The organism is Chryseobacterium paridis, from assembly GCF_016595215.1.
Lineage (GTDB): Bacteria > Bacteroidota > Bacteroidia > Flavobacteriales > Weeksellaceae > Chryseobacterium > Chryseobacterium paridis.
In genome coordinates this window covers 1-24,668 of sequence record NZ_JAENHK010000010.1, presented here as the reverse complement: position 1 = coordinate 24,668, position 24,668 = coordinate 1, and the positions used below count along the sequence as shown (strand labels likewise).

General features: G+C 34.7%; 17 protein-coding genes. 4 read left to right on the top strand and 13 right to left on the bottom strand.

Going from position 1 to position 24,668, the window contains the following annotated elements; genetic code table 11:
* Positions 1–38 precede the first annotated feature (38 nt).
* From JHL15_RS09975 to JHL15_RS09965, 3 genes are all read right to left on the bottom strand, one after another.
* Positions 39–2,453, bottom strand: a complete 2,415-nt coding sequence (locus JHL15_RS09975; RefSeq protein ID WP_200245466.1) for an ABC transporter permease — start codon at positions 2,451–2,453, stop codon at positions 39–41.
* Positions 2,454–2,530: 77 nt separating this feature from the next.
* Entirely contained in the window at positions 2,531–3,253 is a 723-nt protein-coding gene (locus tag JHL15_RS09970) for an ABC transporter ATP-binding protein (RefSeq protein ID WP_200245465.1), read from the bottom strand.
* An 87-nt stretch (positions 3,254–3,340) separates the two neighbouring features.
* Positions 3,341–4,582 (bottom strand): efflux RND transporter periplasmic adaptor subunit, encoded by a 1,242-nt coding sequence (locus tag JHL15_RS09965; protein WP_200245464.1) that lies wholly within the window; start codon positions 4,580–4,582, stop codon positions 3,341–3,343.
* A 196-nt stretch (positions 4,583–4,778) separates the two neighbouring features.
* On the opposite strand from JHL15_RS09965, the gene JHL15_RS09960 reads away from it, so the two are divergent.
* Positions 4,779–6,122: a sigma-54-dependent transcriptional regulator gene (locus JHL15_RS09960; RefSeq protein ID WP_200245463.1), complete on the top strand. Its 1,344-nt coding sequence runs from the start codon at positions 4,779–4,781 to the stop codon at positions 6,120–6,122.
* A 203-nt stretch (positions 6,123–6,325) separates the two neighbouring features.
* A complete protein-coding gene (locus tag JHL15_RS09955) occupies positions 6,326–7,642 on the top strand; it encodes a sensor histidine kinase (RefSeq protein ID WP_200245462.1) in 1,317 nt (438 codons plus the stop codon).
* 20 nt (positions 7,643–7,662) lie between these two features.
* Here JHL15_RS09955 and JHL15_RS09950 read toward each other — a convergent pair whose 3' ends face one another.
* Entirely contained in the window at positions 7,663–8,289 is a 627-nt protein-coding gene (locus JHL15_RS09950) for an FMN-dependent NADH-azoreductase (RefSeq protein WP_200245459.1), read from the bottom strand.
* A gap of 64 nt (positions 8,290–8,353) precedes the next feature.
* Positions 8,354–8,938, bottom strand: coding sequence for a Crp/Fnr family transcriptional regulator (locus JHL15_RS09945; protein WP_200245458.1), 585 nt, complete (start codon positions 8,936–8,938; stop codon positions 8,354–8,356).
* Between the two features lie 216 nt (positions 8,939–9,154).
* On the opposite strand from JHL15_RS09945, the gene JHL15_RS09940 reads away from it, so the two are divergent.
* The gene (locus JHL15_RS09940; protein WP_200245457.1) at positions 9,155–9,550 is read left to right on the top strand and encodes a VOC family protein; all 396 of its coding nucleotides are present in this window, start codon (positions 9,155–9,157) and stop codon (positions 9,548–9,550) included.
* Between the two features lie 73 nt (positions 9,551–9,623).
* Here the strand turns inward: JHL15_RS09940 and JHL15_RS09935 are convergent, their stop codons facing one another.
* From JHL15_RS09935 to JHL15_RS09920, 4 genes are all read right to left on the bottom strand, one after another.
* Entirely contained in the window at positions 9,624–11,009 is a 1,386-nt protein-coding gene (locus JHL15_RS09935; RefSeq protein ID WP_200245456.1) for a hypothetical protein, read from the bottom strand.
* A gap of 437 nt (positions 11,010–11,446) precedes the next feature.
* Entirely contained in the window at positions 11,447–12,901 is a 1,455-nt protein-coding gene (locus JHL15_RS09930) for a SusD/RagB family nutrient-binding outer membrane lipoprotein (protein ID WP_200245455.1), read from the bottom strand.
* Positions 12,902–12,920: 19 nt separating this feature from the next.
* Entirely contained in the window at positions 12,921–15,878 is a 2,958-nt protein-coding gene (locus tag JHL15_RS09925) for a SusC/RagA family TonB-linked outer membrane protein (protein WP_200245454.1), read from the bottom strand.
* Between the two features lie 15 nt (positions 15,879–15,893).
* On the bottom strand, positions 15,894–17,144 hold the full coding sequence (locus tag JHL15_RS09920; RefSeq protein WP_200245452.1) for an alkaline phosphatase family protein: 1,251 nt from the start codon (positions 17,142–17,144) through the stop codon (positions 15,894–15,896).
* A gap of 258 nt (positions 17,145–17,402) precedes the next feature.
* Here JHL15_RS09920 and JHL15_RS09915 point away from each other — a divergent pair, with 258 nt between their 5' ends.
* Positions 17,403–18,233 (top strand): GLPGLI family protein, encoded by an 831-nt coding sequence (locus tag JHL15_RS09915; RefSeq protein WP_200245450.1) that lies wholly within the window; start codon positions 17,403–17,405, stop codon positions 18,231–18,233.
* A 54-nt stretch (positions 18,234–18,287) separates the two neighbouring features.
* Here JHL15_RS09915 and JHL15_RS09910 read toward each other — a convergent pair whose 3' ends face one another.
* From JHL15_RS09910 to JHL15_RS09895, 4 genes are all read right to left on the bottom strand, one after another.
* A complete protein-coding gene (locus tag JHL15_RS09910) occupies positions 18,288–19,418 on the bottom strand; it encodes a PepSY-associated TM helix domain-containing protein (protein ID WP_234047741.1) in 1,131 nt (376 codons plus the stop codon).
* Positions 19,419–19,432: 14 nt separating this feature from the next.
* Complete coding sequence (locus JHL15_RS09905) at positions 19,433–21,799, bottom strand: TonB-dependent receptor (protein ID WP_200245447.1); 2,367 nt, start codon at positions 21,797–21,799, stop codon at positions 19,433–19,435.
* Positions 21,800–22,027: 228 nt separating this feature from the next.
* A complete protein-coding gene (locus JHL15_RS09900; protein ID WP_200245445.1) occupies positions 22,028–22,741 on the bottom strand; it encodes a hypothetical protein in 714 nt (237 codons plus the stop codon).
* On the bottom strand, positions 22,710–24,668 hold a 1,959-nt coding region (locus JHL15_RS09895; protein WP_200245443.1), incomplete at its 5' end, for an RHS repeat domain-containing protein. The genes JHL15_RS09895 and JHL15_RS09900, both read right to left, overlap by 32 nt.

Sequence of the window (24,668 nt, the reverse complement as noted above, 5' to 3'; positions counted from 1 at the left end):
TTTAAATCTATTCTGGATGATTAATAATAATGAATGGATTATTCATATTTCAGGTATTTAACGAGATTGACTTTTGTAGCCTTATACGCTTTAATACTTACTACTGCAAATGTCAATGCCAGTAATACACAAAAGCTAACTAAAAATGGCCAAATCGGCATATCAATTCTGTAGGCAAAATCTTTAAGCCATTCGTTCATCAGATAATAAGAGATAGGAATACTGATCAATACAGCAGCTATAGTAATCCAAAGAAACTGTTTTGTCAATCCAAAAACCAGGATACGGTCTGATGCTCCTAATGTTTTCCTGATCGCCACCTCTTTCAGTTTCTGTTCTATCATAAGAGAAGAAAGAGCAAAAAGTCCTAGTAAGGCAACTATCAATACCATCGCATTAAGAATTGAGAATGTGGTTTTCTGTTTCTGATACTGTACAAAGGTTCTGGCAAATCTCTGATTAACAAAATAATATTCAAAAGGATAACCTGGTTCTACAGAATTTTCCCAGTATTTTTTAATGTTATTCACGGTACCTTCGATATCATCAGGTTTCACTTTCACCTGAATATTATATAAATCAAATCTTTTACGTTCTGCATCTTTATAGTGGAAAAATGCGATTGGCTCTACTTTAAGTTTCAGATTTCTGAAATTAAAATCCTTAACAATTCCCACGACTTTATATTTTTTATTATCATCAAATCCTGGGGAGTAAGTACTCTGAAGTATCTTATCATCCGTCCAACCAAATTTTCTGACAAATGCTTCATTTACGATCATATTGTTAATAGTATCAGAGGCTAGTTCAGGATTTAACCAACGTCCCTTCACCAGCTTCACCCCCATAAATTGCAGGTAATTATAATCCATTGTACTGTAATCTGAATTAATAGTCTGGTTCTTACTGTCCATATTTGCACTGCTTCTCCGATTGCTTCCTGCAACCGCCTCTCCATAAGAAACTGCTTCAACACCGTCTATTTTTGAAAGTTGGGTTTTCAGACGTTCATATTTCAACCATGGCTTTACACTATTTTCATTAAAGGTAATGAGCATGATTTGTTTTCCGTTAAAACCCAAATCTTTATTCATCATATGTTTTACCTGGCTGTCTACAATTAAACCACCGATAATAAAAAATGAAGAAATCATCAATTGAAGAGTAAGAATTCCATTTCTTAGCCAGATTCCATGTTTACTTCGCGCGAAGTTTCCTTTCAGGGTTTCAATGGCTTTGAAGCTGGAAAGATAGAAAGCAGGAATGAGCCCGGATATTAAAGATACAACAAGTACCATTCCCAATGAATAGACGAATATGTGCCAATCATTTAGTTTTATCTCTTTATCAAAGAATTTGTTGAAATTAGGAAGTAAAAGTTCTGTTAAAGCTAATGAAAGGACATATGACAGCATACATATGATAAAAGCCTCTAGAAGAAACTGCATCATTAAGGAAGACCTTGTTCCTCCGATCGCTTTTCTTACTCCTACTTCTTTACCTCTTTGCGAAGATTCTGCCGTTTTTAAATTAATAAAATTAATGGCAGATAAAATAACGATCATTACTGACAGAAAAAATAGAATGAGTATGGTTTTGAAATCTCCCACTCCAAACCAGGATGCTTTTGCATGCAGTCTTAACTCATCCAGAGGAGTCAATAGACCATCGTTCGGACCATATTTTTCCAAAAACTCTTGTGCATTTATCCCTAAAGGTTTACCTTCAATAGCCGATCTGATTTCAATAATATCTCTCTTAAACTTCTTTTCGAAAACTGTAGGGTCCGTTCCTTTTTTCAACATAAAGAAAGATCCGTATTTGAAATCACTCCAATGTTCCCTGTCACTTCTCAACAGTTCCACCGGATTGATAATAAATTCAGGTTTTATCTGAGTGTTTCCTTCAGGAAGTTCATATACCGCAGTAACGATATATTCTTTGTTTTCAATTTTTATTGATTCTCCTGATACATTGGTTTTCCCAAATAACTTCATTGCCGTTTGCTTAGAAATAGCAATAGACGTTTCTGTTTTTAAAGCATCTTTAGTTTCTCCCGAGATGATTTTAAACGGGAAAAAATTAAAGAAGCTTTCTGACGATAAAAGTCCGTCTTTCTGATAAGCTGTCCGGTATTTTGTGGTCATCTTATATCCTGACGGGGTACTGAAAAGCACATAATCCAGAACTTCAGGAATTTTTTTAGAAGCACTAACCGCCATTGGATAAGATATAGTGCTTCCATAAGCGTTATCTTTTTTCGTGAAGAATTGAAAAGCATAGATCTGATCCTTTTTAGGATTCCATTTTTCGTAAGATTCCTCATCGTTCCAATGCATCAGGATCATCATAAATCCCGTAAGGCCTATAGTAAGTCCAAATATATTGATGATAGTGGATAATGCATTTTTTTTATAATTGATCAAGGCAATTTTGAGCCAGTTTTTAAGCATAATTGTATGTATTAATAATGAATGATAAGACCATTTCGATATGATCTGATTGATACACAACCGGAAAGTCTTGTGACTTATCCAAATTCTTTTGCTTCTGCTTTTGCAAATACATCCTTTCTTTGAGAAGCATGTTCCTCATTGAAAATTTCTCCGTCTTTCATGTTAATAATTCTGGAAGCATATCCGGCATCATATGAAGAGTGTGTTACCATCACAATAGTAGAGCCTTCTCTGTGAAGTTCTGACAGAAGATTCATCACTTCATTTCCATTGGAGCTATCCAGGTTTCCCGTGGGCTCATCCGCAAGGATCAGTTTAGGTTTTGTAACAAGCGCTCTGGCTACAGCTGCTCTTTGTTGCTGCCCTCCGGAAAGCTGTTGTGGATAATGTTTCGCACGATGGCTGATATTAATATTTTCCATAATTTCTTCCACTTTCTTTTTTCTTTCTGAAGAAGGAACTCCGTTATAAATTAATGGAAGCTCAATATTCTCATAAACTGTAAGTTCATCTATCAGATTAAAATTTTGAAAAATAAAGCCTATGTTTTTTTTGCGGACATCCGATTTCCCTCTTTCACTCAATCCTACCATTTCCTTTTCTGAAAACTGGTAAGAGCCTTCAGAAGCTGAATCTAAAAGTCCAAGGATATTTAAAAATGTAGATTTCCCACAACCGGATGGCCCCATTATAGCAAGAAATTCGCCTTCTTTAATACTAAGATTCACTTTATTTAATGCATGAGTCTGTACGTCTTCTGATTGATATATTTTTGAAAGATTATGTATATTGATCATTGTAATTTTATTTATTTGTTATGGTATTGATTCGATTATTAATTGCTATTTAACCTGTTTAATACTAAGTTAAAAGTATTCATATTTTTACTTTTTTATGTCCAGGATTTCATATTTTTTAAGATCAGCATAGTCGGATGTGATTATTGTTTCTCCAGACTTCAATCCGGACTTCACTTCATAATATAGTGGATTCTCTCTTCCTAAAATGATATTCCTTTTTTCTGCTTTATTTCCTTTGACCACGAACACCCATTTTCCATTGGTATCTTTATAAAAATTCCCTTTAGGGATCATGGTGCTTTGTGTATCTGCCGAAAGTTTTAGTTTAACTCCGAAAGTCATCCCTATTTTCAGGTTTTCAGGTTTCTTTTGAGTAAAATTAAGTTCAGCTGAAAATTGCCCGTCTTTTACTTCTGGTAGAATTTTCGTAATCACTACATCATAAGCCTGCCCATTATTGTCAAGGATTCCTTTGATCCCATTTTGCAACTTATTAATGTAATATTCATCCACTTTAGCTACTAATTTATAACCATCCATCAAATCTATCTTTCCAATACTTTGCCCACTTGTCAGATTTTCGCCTGCTGTAATGGTAAAGGATGATAATCGTCCTGAAGCTGGTGCCGTAATAAGGAAATTATTTTTATTAGAGCTTAGGATCGCAAGGCTTCTATTCATCTCTCCCATTGAAGCATTGATTGCAGACATTTGAGAGTTTCTGGAGTTCTTCTCGCTTGTATATCCTTTTTCTACGATCGATTTCCGTTGTTTTTGGTAATTAAGATTCTGCACGCTCATGTCATAATCTGTTTTTTTTCCAATCTCTGCATCATAAAGACGTTTCTGAAGATTAAAGTTTTGAAGTGCCGTATTATAATCATTCTGTGATTGCAGCAATTCTTTATCCTGAGCCAGTTCCTGATTTTTCAATTCAAGGAGTGTACTTCTCATCTGGCTGATCTGTTGCAGGATTCCATTTTGCTGATTCATATAGTTAAATTCAGTATTCGGATTATAGACCCTTGCTATAGGCTGCCCTTTGATCAGCATTTGCCCATCCTCCGTAAAAATTTCTTTCACAGCCCCACCTTCCAGAACATTCACCAAAGAGGAATTAAGAGATTGTGTCTGTGCAGTAACCATTAGCATATCCTCAAATTTCCCTTGAGTCACTTTATCCGTCTGGATATCTTCTATTGCGACATTATAGGTTTTTTTCTGCTGGGTAAAATAAAACCCGGATAGCGATAATATGACCACTCCTGCCAATCCGCCTAAAACAAATTTTAATTTTGATTTCTTTTTTACTATTTTCGTATCCATAATAAGATATAACTTACTTTATTACAATAGATTACACAATCAACATGCCAGAAAAATATAAGTCTGTAAGTCCTTGAAAATGTGGAATAATGTTTTTAGGATAATAGAATTAACTGTTCGATATCGGACACTTTTTGTTCAAAAATGAACAGTTTTTTATATAAAAGAATTAATTTTAATATGCTTAATATATAATATGCGAAAAAAAGAAGCTCATATTCTCATTGTAGATGACGACGAAGATATTTTGTTCTCTGCAAGAGTCTGGCTCAAGAAATTCTTCTCTGAAGTCAGCTGCCTCAGTAAACCAGCACAGATTCTGAAGTTCATTACAGAAAACCAGATCGATGCGGTAGTACTGGATATGAATTTCAGAAAGGGCTTTGAAAGTGGTCAGGATGGGCTCTACTGGATGAAAGAAATCAAAACATTGGAACCTCATCTCCCTATTATTCTCATGACTGCCTATGGCGAAGTAGAACTGGCTGTAGAAGCTTTAAAAAATGGGGCTTCGGATTTCATTCTTAAACCCTGGAATAATGAAAAGTTATACGCTTCGGTGAATCTTGCTGTTGATATTTCCCGCAAAAATAAGAAGCTCAACCAATGGGAAAATGTAAATCAGAAAAGTAATCAATATCAATTGGACAGCCATTCTGTAAAGATGCAGGAAGTGCTTGAACAGATCAAAAAGGTAGCACCTACAGATGCCAATGTATTGCTTTTAGGTGAAAATGGAACCGGAAAATATGTATTGGCTGAATCTATTCACGAACAATCCGAAAGAAAAAACGAGCCGTTTGTGCATATAGACCTGGGAAGTATCTCGGAGAATCTTTTTGAATCAGAATTATTTGGTTACAAAAAAGGAGCGTTTACAGATGCTCATCAGGATTATGCAGGAAAGATTGAGAATGCTCAGAATGGCACTGTCTTTCTGGATGAGATCGGAAATCTCCCACTTCAGCTGCAAACCAAACTATTGAGTCTCATCCAAAATAGAAAACTATCGAGGTTGGGTGAATCTAAAGAACGTTTATTAGATATACGTTTTATTTTTGCAACCAACGAAAACCTTAAAAAAGCAGTCGCTGAAAATCGTTTTCGCCAGGATTTATATTATAGAATCAATACCGTAGAAATACAAATTCCCGCTTTAAGGGAAAGACAGGAGGACATTGCTCTTTTAGCGGATTATTTTCTGGATCGTTATAAACAGAAATACCATAAGCCCAACCTGCAACTCAGTGATGATTTATTGCTTATTCTTAAAAATTATCCATGGCCTGGAAATATCCGGGAACTGGATCATTGCCTGGAACGAAGCGTTATTCTTTCAACCGATAACAATCTCCAGTTATTGATGCCTCAACAGGAAGAACAGGAAAATACCCTCATCAATCTCAATATAGAAGAAATGGAGGAAGTGCTGATCAAAAAAGCCTTAAGAAAACACACAGGAAATATTTCTCTGGCAGCAGAAGATCTGGGGCTTTCAAGGGCAGCGCTTTACCGGAGGATGGAGAAGTTTGGGATATGAGAGGTACGGGTACGAGGTACGAGTTGAAAATTGAAAGTGGAAAGTTAGAAGTTAGAGCAAAAATAATAATTTGAAATGTCCAAACCCCAAACCCCGAACCTCGTACCTCGCATCTCAAATCCCGTATCTCGAACCTCGTATCTCGTATCTCAAACCCCGAACCTCGAACCTCGAACCTAAACTACCAAAAAACATAGAAAATCATGAGTAAATATAATTACCGATGGCTGGTTTACAACTTCCTGGCAATAGTAAGTGGGATTGCATGCTATCATTTCTTTTTGCAAGAAAAATGGTTTAGTGCTATTTTATTTGCCGGAATAATGATTGCTTTTGTAGTTTTCATAAATTACTCATTGACGATCCAGATTTCAAAAACGGAAAAGATTATTTCGTCCATCAGAAGAAAAGATTTTTCATTATTTCCAAAAGAAGACGGAACAGAGCTGTTGGACAGCAGTATCCGTTTATATTACCAAAGTAAAGAGGAACAACTTTCCCAATCTTCTTATCAACTTCTCTATGAGAGTATTCTGGATCAAATGGAAACAGGTCTCATGATTCTCTCAGAAAAAGATGAAAACTGGGATGTTTTTTACGTAAATCAAGCATTTCTTGATATTTTACAGATTCCTAAATATAACACATGGAATTCATATGCGTCTAAAGTTCCGGAGTTTTATAAAATCATCAATGACACCGGTTACAGCAGCTCTCAAGAGTTTTTCGATATTTCTATCCGTGGAAATTCCAAACAATCTTTTTCACTAAGAACAAAACAGATAAAAAATATACAACATCGTTTTTATGTCATCACCCTTGAATCTGTTCAGAAAATCATTGAACAAAAAGAAAAACTGGCCTGGAACAATTTGATGAAGGTGATATCCCATGAACTTCTCAACACCCTTACTCCTGTTAACAGCCTTATTCAGAATCTGGAATACATCAGTAATCAGGAAACTGTAGATAAAGACGACCAGCAGGAAATGAAAGACAGTCTCATGATCATTAATTCCAAATCCAAACAATTGTTAAGCTTTGTCGATAGTTACCGACAGGTTGCGGAATTACCCAAACCAGTTCTGGCCCGCATTTCTCTTAAAAAAGTGATTGAATCGGCCGTTAGTTTTCTAAAACCTGAGTTTGAAAAACAGAATATCGTGACCATCCTTGAAATAGACGATTTTATCATTTCTGCAGATGAAAAAATGATCGAGCGAAGTCTTATCAATCTCTATCTTAATGCCATTTTTGCGGTTTCTGAAAAAGAACATAAAACCATTAAAACTACTGTAAGATCACACAACAGCCGGATCATTATCAGCGTTATAGACAACGGTATCGGTATTACTCCGGAAATTAAAGACAAGATCTTCCTTCCATTTTTTACAACAAGAGCTACCGGATCAGGAATCGGGCTAACGCTTACAAAAAGTATTATGGAAGCCCATGGCGGATATCTTAATTATCAGGCATTGGAAGAAGGCAGCAGTTTTGAATTGTGGTTTTTGGGGTGATTCGTTGTTTAACCATGAGCTTATTCAATTGAGCTTATTTTATCAAAGATTTCCTTTTTAGACTTTTCAAATATCTCGCCACCAAATTCTTCATTATCCAGAGAAAAAGTGGTAATATCTTGTATTCCCATAATACCAAAAATAAATTTCAAATAGTTGGTCTGGAAATTCATATGCTCATTTTTTTCACCTTCTCCATAGCCTGTATCCCCTCTGCTTGACAGTATAAATAGCTTTTTGTTTTCAAGTAACCCTACATAATCTCCATCAGGAACTCCGGATCTGAATTTCCAGGTTTTATTAAATCGCATAATCTGATCTATATATGCTTTTAATCCGCTGGGAATTGACCAGTTGTACATTGGGGTTGCAATCACATACAGATCATGTTCTTTCAACTCACTCACCAATTCATCACTTAGTTGTAAAGCATTCTGGCTAGCTTCACTTCTATCATCTGGTTTTATGAATGCCCCGGCAATCCAGGATTCATCAATCCCGGGAATGAGATTGATTCCCACCTCCCGGTACGTGAACACATCATTTGGATGTTTTGATTTCCAATTTTCAATAAAGAGTTGTGAAAGTTTTCGACTTTGTGATCTTTCATTTCTAACACTTGCGTTGATGATCAATACTTTTTTCATTTTGCTTCTTAAATTATTATGAAGCAAAATTCCCTATTATTAAATGGAAAAAAATTGATCTAGTTCAAGACGATTTATTTTTTTTTCGCAGTCTGCTTATAAATTCAGCGGACACTCCTAAGTAGGATGCAATTAAATACTGAGGGACTTTGGAAGCAATATTCGGATACGTTTCAAGAAAATCAAAATATCTGTGTTCTGCATCATAGATATTATTATAAATGATCCTTTTTTGCATAGTAACAAGATATCCCTCCAATATCAATCGAAAGTATCTTTCCAATTTTGGAATTTTGCTTAAAAGCTGTTGAAAGGAATGGTAGCTAATCTGTAAAACAGTCGTTTTTTCAAGAGCCTGTATATTGTAAATAGAAGCTCTTTGTTTGGAAAAACTGTCGATATCTGTTGCCCACCAATCATCAATAGAGCAATAAAGAATTTCTTCATTTCCATTTTCAGAATTGATATAAAATGCTTTTAATACGCCTGAGACCACATAGTTATCATACCGGCAAACATCTCCATTTCTTAAAAGGTACTCTCCTTTTTCCAATGTCTTTTCACTCCAAAAATTCTCAAAGATTAAAACTTCTTCTTCTGTTAGGGTTATATACCTCGAAATGTTTTTTATTAAAGCATGTTCTTTCATACCATGTATGTTCATTAATGGTTAAGCCAAACAAATTTACAAGAATATTCTCATGGGGAATATCAACGTAACTATTATCAGGAAAATAACCTGATGTGATTAGGGAATTTATCTATTTAATTAATTCTAAAAAAAAATCCATTTCTTCCTGACAGACTGTTGTCATCGTCTCCCCTTATTTTTGTTTAAAATTATCTAATATCAATTTTAAACATTATGAAACTAATCTCATTAAGAATTATCACAAAGGATATTAAACAATCTGTTCAATTTTATGAAAAAGCGATTGGATTAACAGCTCAATGGTATACCGAAGATTTTGCAGAGCTCTCAACAAGTACTATTACTATTGCAATAGGAAGTACACAAACTATGAAAATGTTTAGTGACAACCCAATTGAATCAACTGGTAACAAAAGTAGTATTATAGAATTTCTTGTCTCAAATGTCGATGACGAATATCAAAAAATTAAAGACATTACGCCTGAAATTGTTCAGGAGCCTACCACAATGCCTTGGGGCAATCGATCTCTCCTATTTTGTGATCCGGATGGGAATCTGATCAATTTTTTCACCCCAGTGAGTCCGGAGGCAATTAAGAAATTTAGTTAAGATTCTATCGAATCATTTCATCTATCATTTTATATTTAGCTACCAACTCCTGCTTTGCGTAAGCAGGAGCTTTTTATTTAGATTTTTGAACAAGATCTTTTATTAAGGCTTCTGTTGGTGTATTAATTTGATTGATAATATACATCTGAGTTTTATCACCTAACATTACGTTGTAGACAAATTCTTTTTCTGCTCTATAATTCCAGCTTTTCAATTCTTTAAATTTCCTTTTAATTAAACCCAGCTGCATTGTATTATTTTTGGAAACAATAATGATTTTAGTTAATGGTGTTGCTTGCATCTTTTCAATACTTGCATCTGTAATATGATCCTCCGACTCCGACATTGAGCAATAGGGAAAATATTGACCTAAAATATCAAAATCCTTTTTATGATCGGACAGCATATATCGATATGTCATGATGTTATCCAACTCATTGATCCATTCAGGATTATTCTTTTCATACGATTTAATATAATTGTCAATAAATTCTTTGTCTATCGATTTTCCCTGAAGAATATATTCTTTGATCATAGGATAAATGTGCTTAGCCATAAGGTTAATGTACTTTCTGTTATACCAATCACTTTCATCAGCCTTGTTAATCAAATTCTCATATACATATCCATTTCCTAAGGCCGTTGCTAATGCTTCATTTAAAAGTAAATAAGCATATGTGCTATATTTTGAATTATTTTTCCTAAAATAATTGTCAATTTCTTTTTTCAATTTAAGTGGTTGCTCATCATATAGCATATGAAATGATTCATGAAGTAAAACGCTTATTAACAGATCATAATCATCAAAATTATTCTCTATTGCACAAACTGCATTATTGTAAAATGCTTCAGCAGTAAATCCCTGAGAATCAGGTAAAGGATAAAAAGCAATTTCAAAAGGAATAGAATAATCCCAATTGGAATTATAAAAGATAGATCCTATTGTAAAATATTGAGAAATATTTTTTTTTATCACTTCATTGGAAATATCCTTAAGTTGACTTTCAAATTTTTTGCAATTTGGTTCAAAAATCAGTTGATTGTATACAGGGGTGAACTCGGAAAGTATCCAAACCAATTCATTAATCGAATTATTTGGAAGTAGTCCAATCGAATTCAGTTTAAATTCACTCAGGTTTGAAGCTGCAATAAGGTTTTTTTTAAGCAATGCCTCTGTCATTCCCGGCAGTTTAGAACCATATGGATAATCATTGAATTGAAAAGTATAATCTAATGACAAACTATCAAACTTCTTTATCAGATCCTGATATTGAATTGTATTAAATTTTGATTTCTGAAAAATACTTTTGAATGAATTATCACCTCGATGTCCTGATAATTTTTTCACAAAAATAAAAACACTTAGAGGTTCTGAAAACTTAATATTTAAAATAGGTTTTTGAGCAGGAATGAAAACTGCAAAAATTAAAAACAGAGCAACTACTATCTGATTTTTCATATTTTATATACTGATATCTTATCGTTAACCAGTCATACAAATATATCAAAAATGACATTCTTAAAATACAATATCAGTCACTATCATAAACTAATCGTGATTTAATTCAAATCTATATATAGATTAAAATTTCAAAACCTTTCATAGTCTATAGAAGGTTTTGAAATTTTAGTTCTTATCAAAAAACTGCTGATTTTTTTGATAAGAAGGAGTATAATGTCAACTTCATAGATCCGTTTTACAAACTTCTCGATACGATTTTTTCAAAATCTACTCGAAGTGACGTTGGCAATTTCCTCAATCTCTTACGGATATTGATCTCTCGTCAGGTCGAGTATTTTTAGAAATAAAGGATATAATCCTGCGAACATAATTCAAGAGAAAAATGTATCGAGATCCTTTTCAAATAAGATCAAAACTTATTTCATTCTATCACACTACTTAATCAGCCACATCGTTTCATTGATGTTATCACCACTTGGATACTGTTTGCTGATAGCGTTGTTAAGGTTTGTATTGTTATTATTAATCTCTGATGAAGGATACATCCATCTTTTAGGGATCTTCCCATTATTCAGAATGCCAGGTCCATCCGTATTGAACTTAGGAAATCCTGTTCTTCTCTGATCGTAAAATATTCTCCAACCTGTGTTAAAGAACAAGGCCGTATGCTTTTGATCCATGATCTGCTCGATCTCTTTTCCTGATTGTAGATTGATCGATGTTTGGGCAAGATATGTTGCAACATCAGTCGGACTTACTTTATAAAAGCTCATTGATGCATTGATCCCTTTTAAATAATAAGTATTTGCATTTCCGCTGATCCATCCTCTTACTGTGGCCTCAGCCAAAACAAACTGTAGCTCTGCATATCCCATTAATAAAGTAGGTTCATTGATTGGATCATTAAAATATCTTGGATTGATTCTCGATGCTAGTCCGTTAGATGCTTTAGTAGAATTCTGTCCCAGATCCCCGCTTCCATATAATCCGTCATAAAAGCTAAACGGATCTGTAGGCGTTGTCCCTACCGTGCTGGTTTTCTTTTCAGCCATTTTAAATAGTCTTGGATCTTTAGATATTTTCAGCTTGTCTACAAAACTCTGCTCCATATAATAGGCGGTTTGAAGATCATTGCTATTGAAAAACGGGTAACGATTATTCACCAGATTATAAAAAGGAAGTGCTCCGCTGTCTTCACTGGTTTCCATAATAGGATTTTGTGCCGGATTATTTATAATATTAGCAAATGTCTGTTTTACATTCAGATCAGGATCATCTGCTTTTTTGGAAAGGTCTATTAAGATCCTTAATCGGTAAGAATTGATCAGCTTTCTCCATTTAAGCAGATCTCCATTATAAATAATATCTCCCCTGATCGGAGTATTCAAATTGGATAACTCAGTATTAGCTAATGCAAGTTCATTAAGAACATTTTTATAAATACTTTTTTGATCGTCGTATTTGGGATAAAAATTAGCCGAATTTATCGCTTCACTATAAGGAATATCTCCAAATGTTTCTGATAACGAGATGAAATAATAAGATTTAAAGAATCGGGCCAGTGCAATGTATTCTTTTCCGCCTTTTTTATTAGCTTCTTCCACCATTTTTTCCACCTGCTTGATATTGTCATAAACCCCAAATGATCCTCTTTGCCAGTTATAATATTGCTGGGAATTCACTCCATTAATATAAGTCAGCTGTCGTGATGCTAAAGCTGCTTCTGCTTTAATATTACTGAATGCACTTACTTCAATTCCCGGAAGGATATTTTCGGCATCTACACTTTTAGGACGATTGGGATCATCATGGAAATCATCGACTCTGCTACAGCCTGTAACACCCAATACCGCAATTGATAACAATATATATATTTTAGTTATTTTCATTTCTATCGTATTTTTATCATTAGAATTTTACATTAAGGTTCACTCCAAAACTTCTCGTTGCAGGAGTCTGAAGCTGATCCACACCAGAATCAGGGTCTACATTTTTAATCTTCGAAGCCAACCAGAGATTTCTTCCGATCAGAGAAACACTCGCTGAAGATACTCCCAGTTTTTCTGCAAAAGATTTCTCAAAATTGTAAGTAACTGTGATCTCTCTTAGTTTGATAAAAGTTTGTTTATAATAATGGTAATTGCTTTCAAAAGCATTGCTGGTACTTTGCATGTAGGCATTATAATTGACAGCAACATCATTCTGAACAAAAACACGGGTATCCGATTTTACATTACCATTCTGATCATAGGTAATAGAACCACTCACTACTCTAACTCCAGGTGCGATATAGGTATTATTTCCAGCGTTTGCATCATCCCTATACTGATTAACAGTTCCTGGTGCAATTCCTCCCCACCACATTTTCTGGTTGGTGGTAGAATACATGGTCCCTCCTAATCTACCATCAAACAATAAAGAAAGAGAGAAGTTTTTATAGCTGAAATTATTGGATAATCCATAGGTCCAATCCGGATCAGAATATCCCATATTGCTTTCAAAAGGTGCTGTCGAACTTACCGGATATCCATTTTGTAATACCAGTTGTCCGTCAGGTGAGGTTTCGTAAGGCATAGCAGTCAATTTATCCGCTCTCTCTTCTACTCTGATGAAGTTATTTCTTCCATTAGCAGCATTATAGATTGTTGTATAATCTTTACCTCCATAAGCTTCTTTTAGATATCTGCGGTAATGACTCAAATTCAGCTGAGTGCTCCATCTGAAATCCGATTTCTTGATGACATCTGCATTCAAGGTAAATTCAACTCCTTTTCTTTGAAATACATTTCCGTTGGTCAGGTATGTTTTATAACCGACCCCTTCAGATAAAGGAATACTTGCCAGATTATTATAATCACGGGTCTGATAATAAGCTACATCTAAATTAATACGGCTTTTCAGAAATGAAATATTAGTTCCTATTTCCCATGAATTTGATGTTTCGGGTTTTATATTACTATCGATCAGAACATCTCCAAATGCGAATGTAGATTGTCCGTTCCAGCTGACATCGCTTTTTTCAAATGCAGCAATATAGCCATAGGTATCGTTAGCAAGCTTACCATTAGAAACCTGTGCTAGAGACCCACGAAGCTTGGCAAAACTGATCCAGTCAGGAAGCGTGATAAGCTGATTCAGCAATACTGATCCGGAAACTGATGGATAGAAATACCCGTTATTTCCTTTAGGAAGTGTAGATACTTTATCATAACGGGCTGTCATGTTCAGGAAAAATGCTTTGTAAATTTCCATATCCACATACCCGTATACGCTATTGATCTGTTCAAACTCTTTTCTGTTTCCGGCTTTTGGTGCAAATAAAGGCCCTATACTGTTGAAAAGATTATACCAGCCCGGACTTACTAATCCATCTGTACGTATTTCACTATTTTTTTGTTCTCTGTAAAAGTTAGATACATAGCCTTCACCTGTTAATGAAAAGTTGTCAGAAAAACGTTTTTGATACTTAAGCCCCACTTCTGAAGTGATATCAAAATAGTTTCCATTGATCTGTGTATAGTTCCCTAATGATTTATTGCCATATCCAATATAACTTTTGGGTTCTCTATATTCCCGGTTCAATGCATATATATTGGTTCCGACACGGGCTTTAGCAGATAAATTAGGGATAATCTGATATTCAAGGTTGACGTTCCCCATCACATTATCTTTATAATAAGGTCTCAGGTATTCATACGCCTGAAAGTAGGGATTATTGTAGTAAGATATGTTATAATGTCTTTGCTGATAGCCTTCTTTTCCGGCTACCCAATAATTTCTAAGATCTCTTACATCCACATCAGCACCGGTCCATAATACAAGATTGTAAAGATAGTTAGTAGGTCCATATCCAACTTCCGGGAAATTGGAAGTATATTCTTTATTGTAAGTTAAAGTAGAATTAATTGTAAGCTTTTCAGTAGGATGCATGGATCCTGCAAGACTGATAGAAGTCGTTTTCAGATCTGTATTAGGAACAATTCCCTTCTGGTAAATATTGGAAAGTGAAAGCCTGAATGTTGCTTTGTCACTTCCCCAATCCACGCTTAGGTTATTGGATTGGATAACTCCGGTATCAAAGAAATTTTTAATATTGTTCTTACCTCTGGAGATCCATGGTAATGGTATTGGTTTCCCTGTAGCCGGATCAATAGGGCTGTTGTATTGTGGCGTTTCGTAATATCCACTTGGGGTTGTCGGATCTTTTTGATCTAGTTTAGGACCCCAGATCCATCCACCACCTTCACTACCGGAACCACTTCCATCGATATAAGCATATTTCCCGTTGTTCCCGCCACCGTACGTTGTTTGTACTTTCGGAATACGGATAAAAGAAGTCTGGAACATCGTAGAATTGTTAAAGGAAATACTCATCTTTCCTTTTTTACCTTTCTTGGTCGTGATCATGATCGCTCCATCTTTACCTACAGATCCATACAATGCGGAAGCAGTCGGGCCTTTCAAAACACTGATATTATCAATATCATCCGCATTAATTCTCCATAAGTCAGCAGTTCTGTCTGGGACACCATCGATAACGATAAGCGGTTTAGCACCTCTCAGGCTGATTCCCGGATCCTGGAAAAGATCGGTACTGTTCTTAATATTCAATCCGGCAACACGTCCTGATAATGAATTGATAAAGTTAGGTTCCTTAGCTTTTTCAAACACATCGCCTTTCACCTCCTGCACTGCATATCCCAATGTTTTCTTGTCTTTCTTGATTCCCAGCGCTGTAATAACAACCTCATCGATCTTTTTCTCGTGGGTGTTTAACGTATCAATACGGTCTATTTTCTGTACATTTTGGCCATAGACCTCCAAACCGGAGACTAAGCCCAGTCCGATTAAAAGCGATAATTTCATAAGTAGATTCCTAATTTATTTGGTTGTGATCCAGGTATTCAGAAAACCTTCTTTAGTTTTCAGAACGATCTTATAGATATTGGAATTATTAATTTTTATTGTAGAAGTAAACTTGCCGCTGCCCAGATTAGCCTGCCCCAATAATTGATAGAGGTCTTTGCCTCCGGTTTTGAAATTATTGGTATCCGTAATATATACCTCTCCAAGTTCCTTGGAAGGACCTGTCGTTTTCCAGGTAAGTTCAAGCGTTTTATCAGCTGACAAAGAGGCTTTCAGATCGTAAGCGGTTCTGTTTTTAAGCAGATCAATCCCATCGATTTCCTGCTGAAATTTTTCAGGAACTTTAAGGCTCATAAAATCCGTGATCGTTGGAAGTATATCTGTAATTGCTACACGATTGTTCTTTGCGTATGTATTTAGGTTGGGTTTATTGATTGCGATCCAGGTATTTCGTTCCCTATCACTTTGTCCGCCATGTCCTTTTCCATTGTCAGCAGTTCTCCCATGATCTGTGGTTACAACAAACAGCCAATCTTCTCCATGTTTTTCCTGACGTTTTTTAACAGCATCATATACTTTCCCGATCAGTTGATCTTCGTAAGAAATTGCTTTATACAAAATATCACCATCTCCATAACCATGCCCCATATCGTCAGAAAATTCTAAATATACCCATGATAGATCCGGCCCATTTTCTGCGATATAACTGGCTGCTTTTCCAGCGACCAGACTATCGATTTTACGGATATAATTCCTTTGCTTATCATGTGGGAAATTCTTGGTATCTTTTTCCATTCCATCGTAAGCAAAATCTACTTTTACTTTCCCTGTAGCTTCAAGATTTTCACCAATCAGCTTTGTACGATTATCCTCCCACGTTGAAAATACAGCAGTCTTTTTATTGGGAAACTGATCCTTTAAAAGTTTGAAAATGGTTGGATAACTGTAGTTAGGATCTTTAATATCATTATCAAAAACATTATGCTTGTTCACCCATGTTCCTGTCAGTAAGCTGTTGTATCCTACTGCCGAAATAGTTGGAGTTTCACTGTAACCTCCTTTTTCTCCACCTACATAAGCTTTAAGTAATGCTCCTTCTTTTTTAATTTTATCAAGGTTAGGAATTTTAGTTTTGCTCAGCATATCTTCAGCGATACCGTCTACAATGATAAAAACCACTTTTTTTTGCGGAGCATGTTTCTGTGCAAAAGCATTGACTCCAGTGAAAGAAAGAACAAGAAATAGGGAAGTTTTGAAAAGATTCATGCTACATTTTTTATTGGGGCAAAATTCCATAAAAAACAGAAAGTATCTTTTAACAAAGTATTAACAAGTTTAAATAATATATTAACTTTCATTAAACACCTTCATCATACACCTTAAGACAGATATAAGCTGTTATTAATTAATAATGAAAAAACACATCACAATATTTTGATTAAACTTTAAATTATTCCTCTTTATACCCTATTTAATTTAAAAAAACAATATATTAACTGAATTATAATCCGTCCAATTTCAATTATGTATAAAGTAGTATTTTTCTTTTTATTTGTTTCTTTATTTATTAAATCACAAAACAAACGTTTTGTATATGAGTATGTTTTTGCAAAGGATTCAACGCATCTTGAAAATAAAGAAAAAGAGATTTTGAATCTGGATATAGGAAAGGAAGGATCTAAATTTTATGCAGCTCAAGTTTTAGTACTTGATTCTTTAATAAAAAATAAAGAGACTCCTATGGGAGATTTTCCTTATCAAAAAATAGGCTTTTTGGATGTAGTCGTAAAAAAATATCCCAGTTTTGATATGAATTTCTATACAAGCTGCCTTGTTGATTACAACGTGAGTTTGCATAAAAAATTAGATTGGCAAATTTTTCCTGAGAAAAAGAATATTCTGGGATATTCTGTCCAGAGAGCAACCACTACTTTATATAAAAGAAAATGGACGGTATGGTTTACCACCGACATTCCGGTACAGGATGGACCTTACTTATTTCAGGGATTACCCGGCTTGATCATAAAAGCTGAAGACGATCAACAAAGTATTTCATTTAATCTCATTGGAATACAATCTTTGCATCGTTTTGACATTAGTGAAATTCCTTACTATTTCAAGTCAGATCTATTACAGATTTCTGAAAAGGACTTGAAAAACGCCATTAAAAATTTTCATGATAAACCTTCCGTACAAATGCATGATGAAGGTGACCCACGAGCTCTTAATATACAAACTTTTCATATCGACGGTAAAGAAGTATCCCGTTCCGAGTTTTACAGAATTATGGAGCAAAATAACAAAAATGCCATAAAAAAGACGAACAATCTTTTGAATTACGATATTATAAAATAACAATATCCAAAAAATTCTACTAAAAAACACGACTTCAATGAAATCGTGTTTCCTTTATGCTTTACTTTTATTCAACACTCTATGATGATGTTTCTTTTTCGGCTTTTTCTTTGCTTTCCTTTTGTTCCACCACATGATAAAACCTGTTACAGGTAATGAAGCCCCGACTAATGAAGCCAAAAGCCATAAGATCTTTCCTATAATTCCGAAGAACTTTCCGGTATGGAGATCATAATTGGCTGCTTCGACCGTATCTGCAGCATTATTATTTTGATACAATTTACCTCGCAACAGCTCTCCTGTTTTTTGATTAAAAAAGAAAGTGTTCTGTTTACGCGACCATTGATAAGGATAGATCATTCTTACACGCATTTCATCTTTTTTCCTGATTGAAAAAGTTACAGAAACAGCACCGGGATAGGTTTTCGTTAGTGTTTTATAGATGGTATTGTATCTTGCTGCTAAGTTGGCTTTTGGATCAACAACAAATTTCATTGAATTATCGCCCTCATTTAATTTAGAATGGGTCACAAATCCCACAGCAGCTTTGACCCCTGAAAAAGCAAAATAGGTTCCTGTCAAGGCAATGATGATCAAAAAGATGGATGCGTAGAATCCCAAGACATTATGAAGATCATAGATTTTCCTTTTTAAAGAAGCTTCCCACTTAATGGTTAAACTTTGCTTTGCTTGTTTTATCCGGGCAGGATACCACAATACCAAGCCAGTGACCAACATTAGTAAAAAGATCACCACGCTCCAGCCCTGGATCATTTTACCTGTTTCCCCCAACATCAGGGAGGTATGCAGATCATACACTCCATTGAGCCAATCACGACCTTGCTTTCCTACCAAACTACCAGTGTAAGGATTAAAATAGAAAATTTTCTTCTTTTTGTTCAGAATCTGGATGGTAGCACCAGGCTCATTTTCGGTTATTCTGATTGAAGTGATTTTCTCTTTAGGAGCAATCTTCTGAAAATTCAGAATGATCTGTTCAAGTCCTATAAAAGGTTGGGAAGAGGGCTCAACATGCATCAATTCCTTGCCACTCGCATTCCTTATTTCTTCTTCAAAAACATACACGGATCCAGTAATGCAAATAACAAAAACAATAATTCCGGTCACTAACCCAAGCCACAAATGAATTTGTCGTATTGCTTTTTTAAACTTCTTATTTGCCATCGGATCCCTGATGATTAAAATTTAAACGTAAAACTTCCTGTTACCCTCGTTGGATTCTGAGCCGCCAGACGGTATGACCAATATTTTTCATTGGTTAAGTTATCCACTTTTACACCAATCCTGAATTTAGGTCGGTCATAAAAAACAGAAGCATCCAATACGGTGTATTCAGGAATGCTGAATGTAAAAGTATGCGTATTGGTCTGATAGTATTTGCTTCCATAGATTCCACCGATTCCTACACCTAAACCACTCAAAGGTCCATTGATAAAACGGTAACTTGCCCAAACGTTTGCCATCGTTGGAGAACTTGCTGTAGAAGGTCTTAAGCCATCAACATCTGCACTCGCTTTCGTATATTTACTATCATTATAACTGAAACCTGCTACGATATTCAGACCCGGAACTGGATTAGCAATCAATTCAGCTTCAAACCCTTTGCTTAATTGAGTTCCATCCTGGATCAGGAAACTACCTTCTGTATGATCAAGATCTGGTCTTGTCATATTGGTTACGCTGATATTATAATAGCTTACTGTAGCACTGAATTTATTAAGGTCTAATTTCACTCCACCTTCCCACTGATTAGCCTGACTTGGTTTAAAAGGATTTCCGTTGAAATCGGAACCTCCTACATTATTAAACCCGTTCATATAATTCGTAAACAATGATAATTTCTTTTCAATTAACTGGTACAACAATCCAAATCTCGGAGAAAATGCGGTCTGATTATAATCTCCAACGGTAAGGTCCTTTTCCGGGTAATACGACCCTTTATTGAAATATCGGTCTAATCTCACTCCTGCCATTGCGATGAACTTATCCGTTACATTAAACACATCAGATACGTACGCACTATAGGTTTGCTCGTTATTGGATGTAAAATTGTTGAAGGTCACGTTATTAAATAACGGTTCTATTTTCGAGATTGTAAAATTATTGTAAGCCGCTCCGGGATTTCTATAATCGATAGCTGGCATATTCACTGTTGCATCATTTCGGTAGGCTTTCAAGCTGTAAAAATCCAACCCTGCAACCACTCTGTTTCTATGCTCGCCAATTTTAAAATCTCCAATAAAATTCTGCTGAATATCAGTTCCGTAGTATGGATAATCCTGCTTGGTCACAGACTGTCTCAATGTGGTGTCTGATAAAGCAGATAATGATACTACATATCCCTCCGAAGAAGATCTGGTACGGGAAACAATCGTTTGTGAATTCCAGGTGTCAGATATTTTATACTTCATCTGGGCAAAAATATTGTACTGCTGTCCATTGTAATTTACCGTGTTATTGGCAAAAGAACGGGTATAAGGAATATTCATATCCTCGATGCTCGTTGCCAATGCCGGTTTCGTTGGATCTTTGCTGATGTATGGAGCTAATCTTGTTGGAGAAGTTCCCTTCATTATACCAAATTCTACATCCAATAAGAACGTTAGCCTCTCATTAACCGCATAAGAAAAACTTGGAGCCAGTAAAAAGCTTCTGTTGAATCCTGCATCCTGGAAACTGTTTTCGCTATGGAATGCTGTATTAAATCTTAATAACATTGTTTTCTCGGGATTCAGTGGAGTGTTGATATCCGCCGTAAAACGGTTCAGATCCCAGCTTCCAGCCGAATAAGAAATTTCCCCTTTGAAAGTATCAAATGGCTTTTTTGTTACCCTGTTAAACAGTCCCCCAAAAGAAGATATTGTACTTCCGAACAAAGTAGCAGAAGGTCCTTTGATTACTTCTATACGCTCAAGGTTAGCTGGGTCGATTGTGTTATAGGTAAAGCTTCCTACTCCATTCCTCACCAATTGTGGTGTTGGAAATCCTCGTGACATATTCGTTGTTCTTCCCTGATTTCTCACTTCTGCAATACCTGCTCCCGGAATATTTTTAAATGCACTGTTATAATCTGTAATATTCTGCTCTTTCATCAGCTCTTTGCTTACAATAGAATATACCTGCGGGTTTTCCATGTTCTTCAAAGGCATTTTGGAAACATCGTCACTTTCTTTTTTAGCGAAGCGGTTTCCTCCAGAGCTTACGATTACTTCTTCCAGTTTTTGGGAAGAATAATCTAGTTGTATATTTAAAAGAATATGCTCATTTTCAGGAGTGATCTCTATTTCCTGGGAATAGCCATCAGATTTTCCTTTTGCAATCATGATCGTGTATTTTCCAGGTGGCAGATTTTTCAGTTCATAATTACCATCAGCTCCTGCAGTAGTCGTTATATTTAATTCTTTGATTTTAACGTCAACCCCTTGTCCACTATTTCCGTCTGCCGTTGTTACAGTACCTGTCACCGAACCCATATTTCCCTCTTTCTCCTGTGCAAGTGCCATTGTGGAAAAGAAAACCATCAAAATCAGTAATTTCAATTTCATTATTATTATTTAGTCTTATTATTAATAGCGTGCAAATTACTGGAATTTAACTTACTAAAACAAGACAAAATTTCAGTTTAAGGAAATTATAATATATCACTGATCTGTGGCACGTTGTAGCTTATACGATGGAGTTGCTTTTTAAAGATAACTCTAAAAAACAATACTGCTTTATCCAAGCAGTATTGAGGGCATTTTGATCTGTGATTTTATTGAACAGGGAGAGATTTATTCGGTATTCGGTAATGGTACTCTTTTTATTCCAATTTTATTTTTATCTATAAACTGATTTAAAGAATCAAGACTTTTATATAAAGTTTTATTATATAAAATTTTTCCACTTTCTCGATTGATATTGATATAGGTATAAATCAATGTCATAAATAGATTCATATCATTTTTAACATTATTAAAATCATTATTGTAAAAAGTATAGACTTTGTTTTTGTTATAAACAATAACACAAGTAATAAATTTATTATTGTTCTTGTTTATGATATTCTTTATACTACTAGAATTCATTAGCGAAAAAGAAATCCATTTCTCAAAATCTTTATCTATTTCGACCTTTTTACTAACATTTCTTTCAACATCAGAAAAAATGATAAAATTTGGATAAATTTTAGCGTCGAATTCTTTAACTCCAACAGACTCATAGCTGTCTGTATTGTATGAAACTTCAATACTATCAAAATTTTTATCTAAATGGTCAGTAGCAATTCTTTTATAATCATCTCTTCCTAAAGTAATATCACTATTTTTAACAGTATATTTTTTATCTACAGGGAACATCAATTTACCATTCATTAAAATAGCATACTTATTTTCACTTTCTTTTTTATTAATAAAAATTCCTGTTAATGATATATTCTTAACTTTTTCTTTACAAGCAGTAAAAACAAGACATATACTAATTATTATATAAATTTTTGATTTGTGCATCAGTTCTTTTAATATTTAATTTTTGATAAAAAGATCTTAAAATAGGTGCTCCTAAATTATAAGCTTGATTAGTTTTTTTATCAACCATATGGTCTGGAACATTAGTGCTTCTGGATGTACTTTCTCCATAGTAATTATTCAAATAAGAAGATGTATATCCATCTCCTTTAATTGACTCATAACCACTTGAAAAATCAAATTTTTTATTATCAAAGTAATCCATGGATCCTAATTTAACATGAATTCCTAATTCATGAGTTAACGTTTCTAAAGTTTGATCTGTGAATGCTCTATCTTCAATACTTACTCTAAAGTTTATTCTACCATTTTCACTTATTTTATCGGTAATTCCAACAGCTTTGTTAAATGACCCTTTATTATAATTTGCTAATGATTTGCCAGAATCAAAACTTAAATCCATACCTTTATTATGATATTTACCTCCTTTATCACTATATTCCACTCCTGCTATTTTTTGGCCAGGACTAGCATAATCTTTCAAAAAAGCAATCCCTTCTTTGGAAGTAGCAAATGCATTCCAGGATTGAACTAGCTTGGGATTTTTATATGATCCATCTTTATTTTTCTCAAAAATGGCACTTGGATCAATATGCTTGGCTTCCATTCCATCTGGATCAATAAACATTAATGGGTTATCTAAAGCGTAATTATACGGTGAAAACCTTCTAGATTTCTCCGCCAGTGGATCGACCACACCCCATCTTCCTAAGTCAGGCATATAAAATCTAGCTCCATAATCATACATACCGGTCTCCTGCAGTTCTTTGCCATTGTACTTATACTGATAAACTGAACTTCCAGGAAGGCTATTATATCCTTCGTGTTTTAGCCCAAAAGGATAGTAATTATTTTCCTCAATGACCTCTATTCCTGATGTACCTTTCTGATAACTTAATCTTACATTTCCTAAGTGATCTGTATAATTGTAAATATACTTATTATTTCTAAAATTAAAATATCCTTCAGATGTAGGAACAAAATCTAAACCAAAGGTTTGGTCAGAATAATCGGAATATTGAAATCCATCCAGATAAGAAACTTTATAAGTTGAATTTGGAATAATATAATATGATTCTTTCTCGATTTTCACCCCATCGGCTCTATACTTATAGGAGTAGGATCCATAAGAATAACTATACTTATTCGGAAGATTTAAAAAGTTATATTTGATCTCATTTATGCCTTTATCCTTATGAATAGTCATATTCCCATTATTATCATAACCTATCACATTAGGTGCTGCGAAATAAGGATAACCCGAAGTATTTTGAGAAGCATCGGCAACTGTAGATAACCTATTCCCTGTATATGTATAAGTTAGATCATCAATTAATAAAGAGGTATTTTGTGCAGTAGGAGATTTCCCCATTCTAGTTAATTTAGTAATATTTCCATTTAAATCATAGTTGTAATTTTCATTGAAATAACCTGCCCATATAACGGAATTGTTAGGTTCCAGATAGTACCCTCCAGTAAGACGGTTTACAGAGTCGTACATATAAACATATCTTCTGACAACATTATCGTTTTTCGTAACCCAATCTATTTCTGAAATATTTCCATTATACCTTGGAGTCCAATTTTCTGTTAAGGGATTATTATACTTAATAGAATACCCAAACAAATCTGTTCCTAAAGCAGAAGGATCATTGATCTGGGTCATCCAGCCCCGGATATTGTATTTGTAATCAATTTGCTGGAGTGGGGCCGCAGCATTCGCTCCTCCTACTTTCTTAAATTCCAGTTGAGAGAGTTCGTTATATTTATTTTGAGTCAACACTTCTACAGGATTATTGTCTATCTGATGGGTATGAGTCAGCAGCCTGTTTTGAGCGTCATACCCAAAATTCTCAGTTATCCTTTTCTCAGGATCAGTAGCAAGTCTTTTATGTTGGGTAAAAACAAT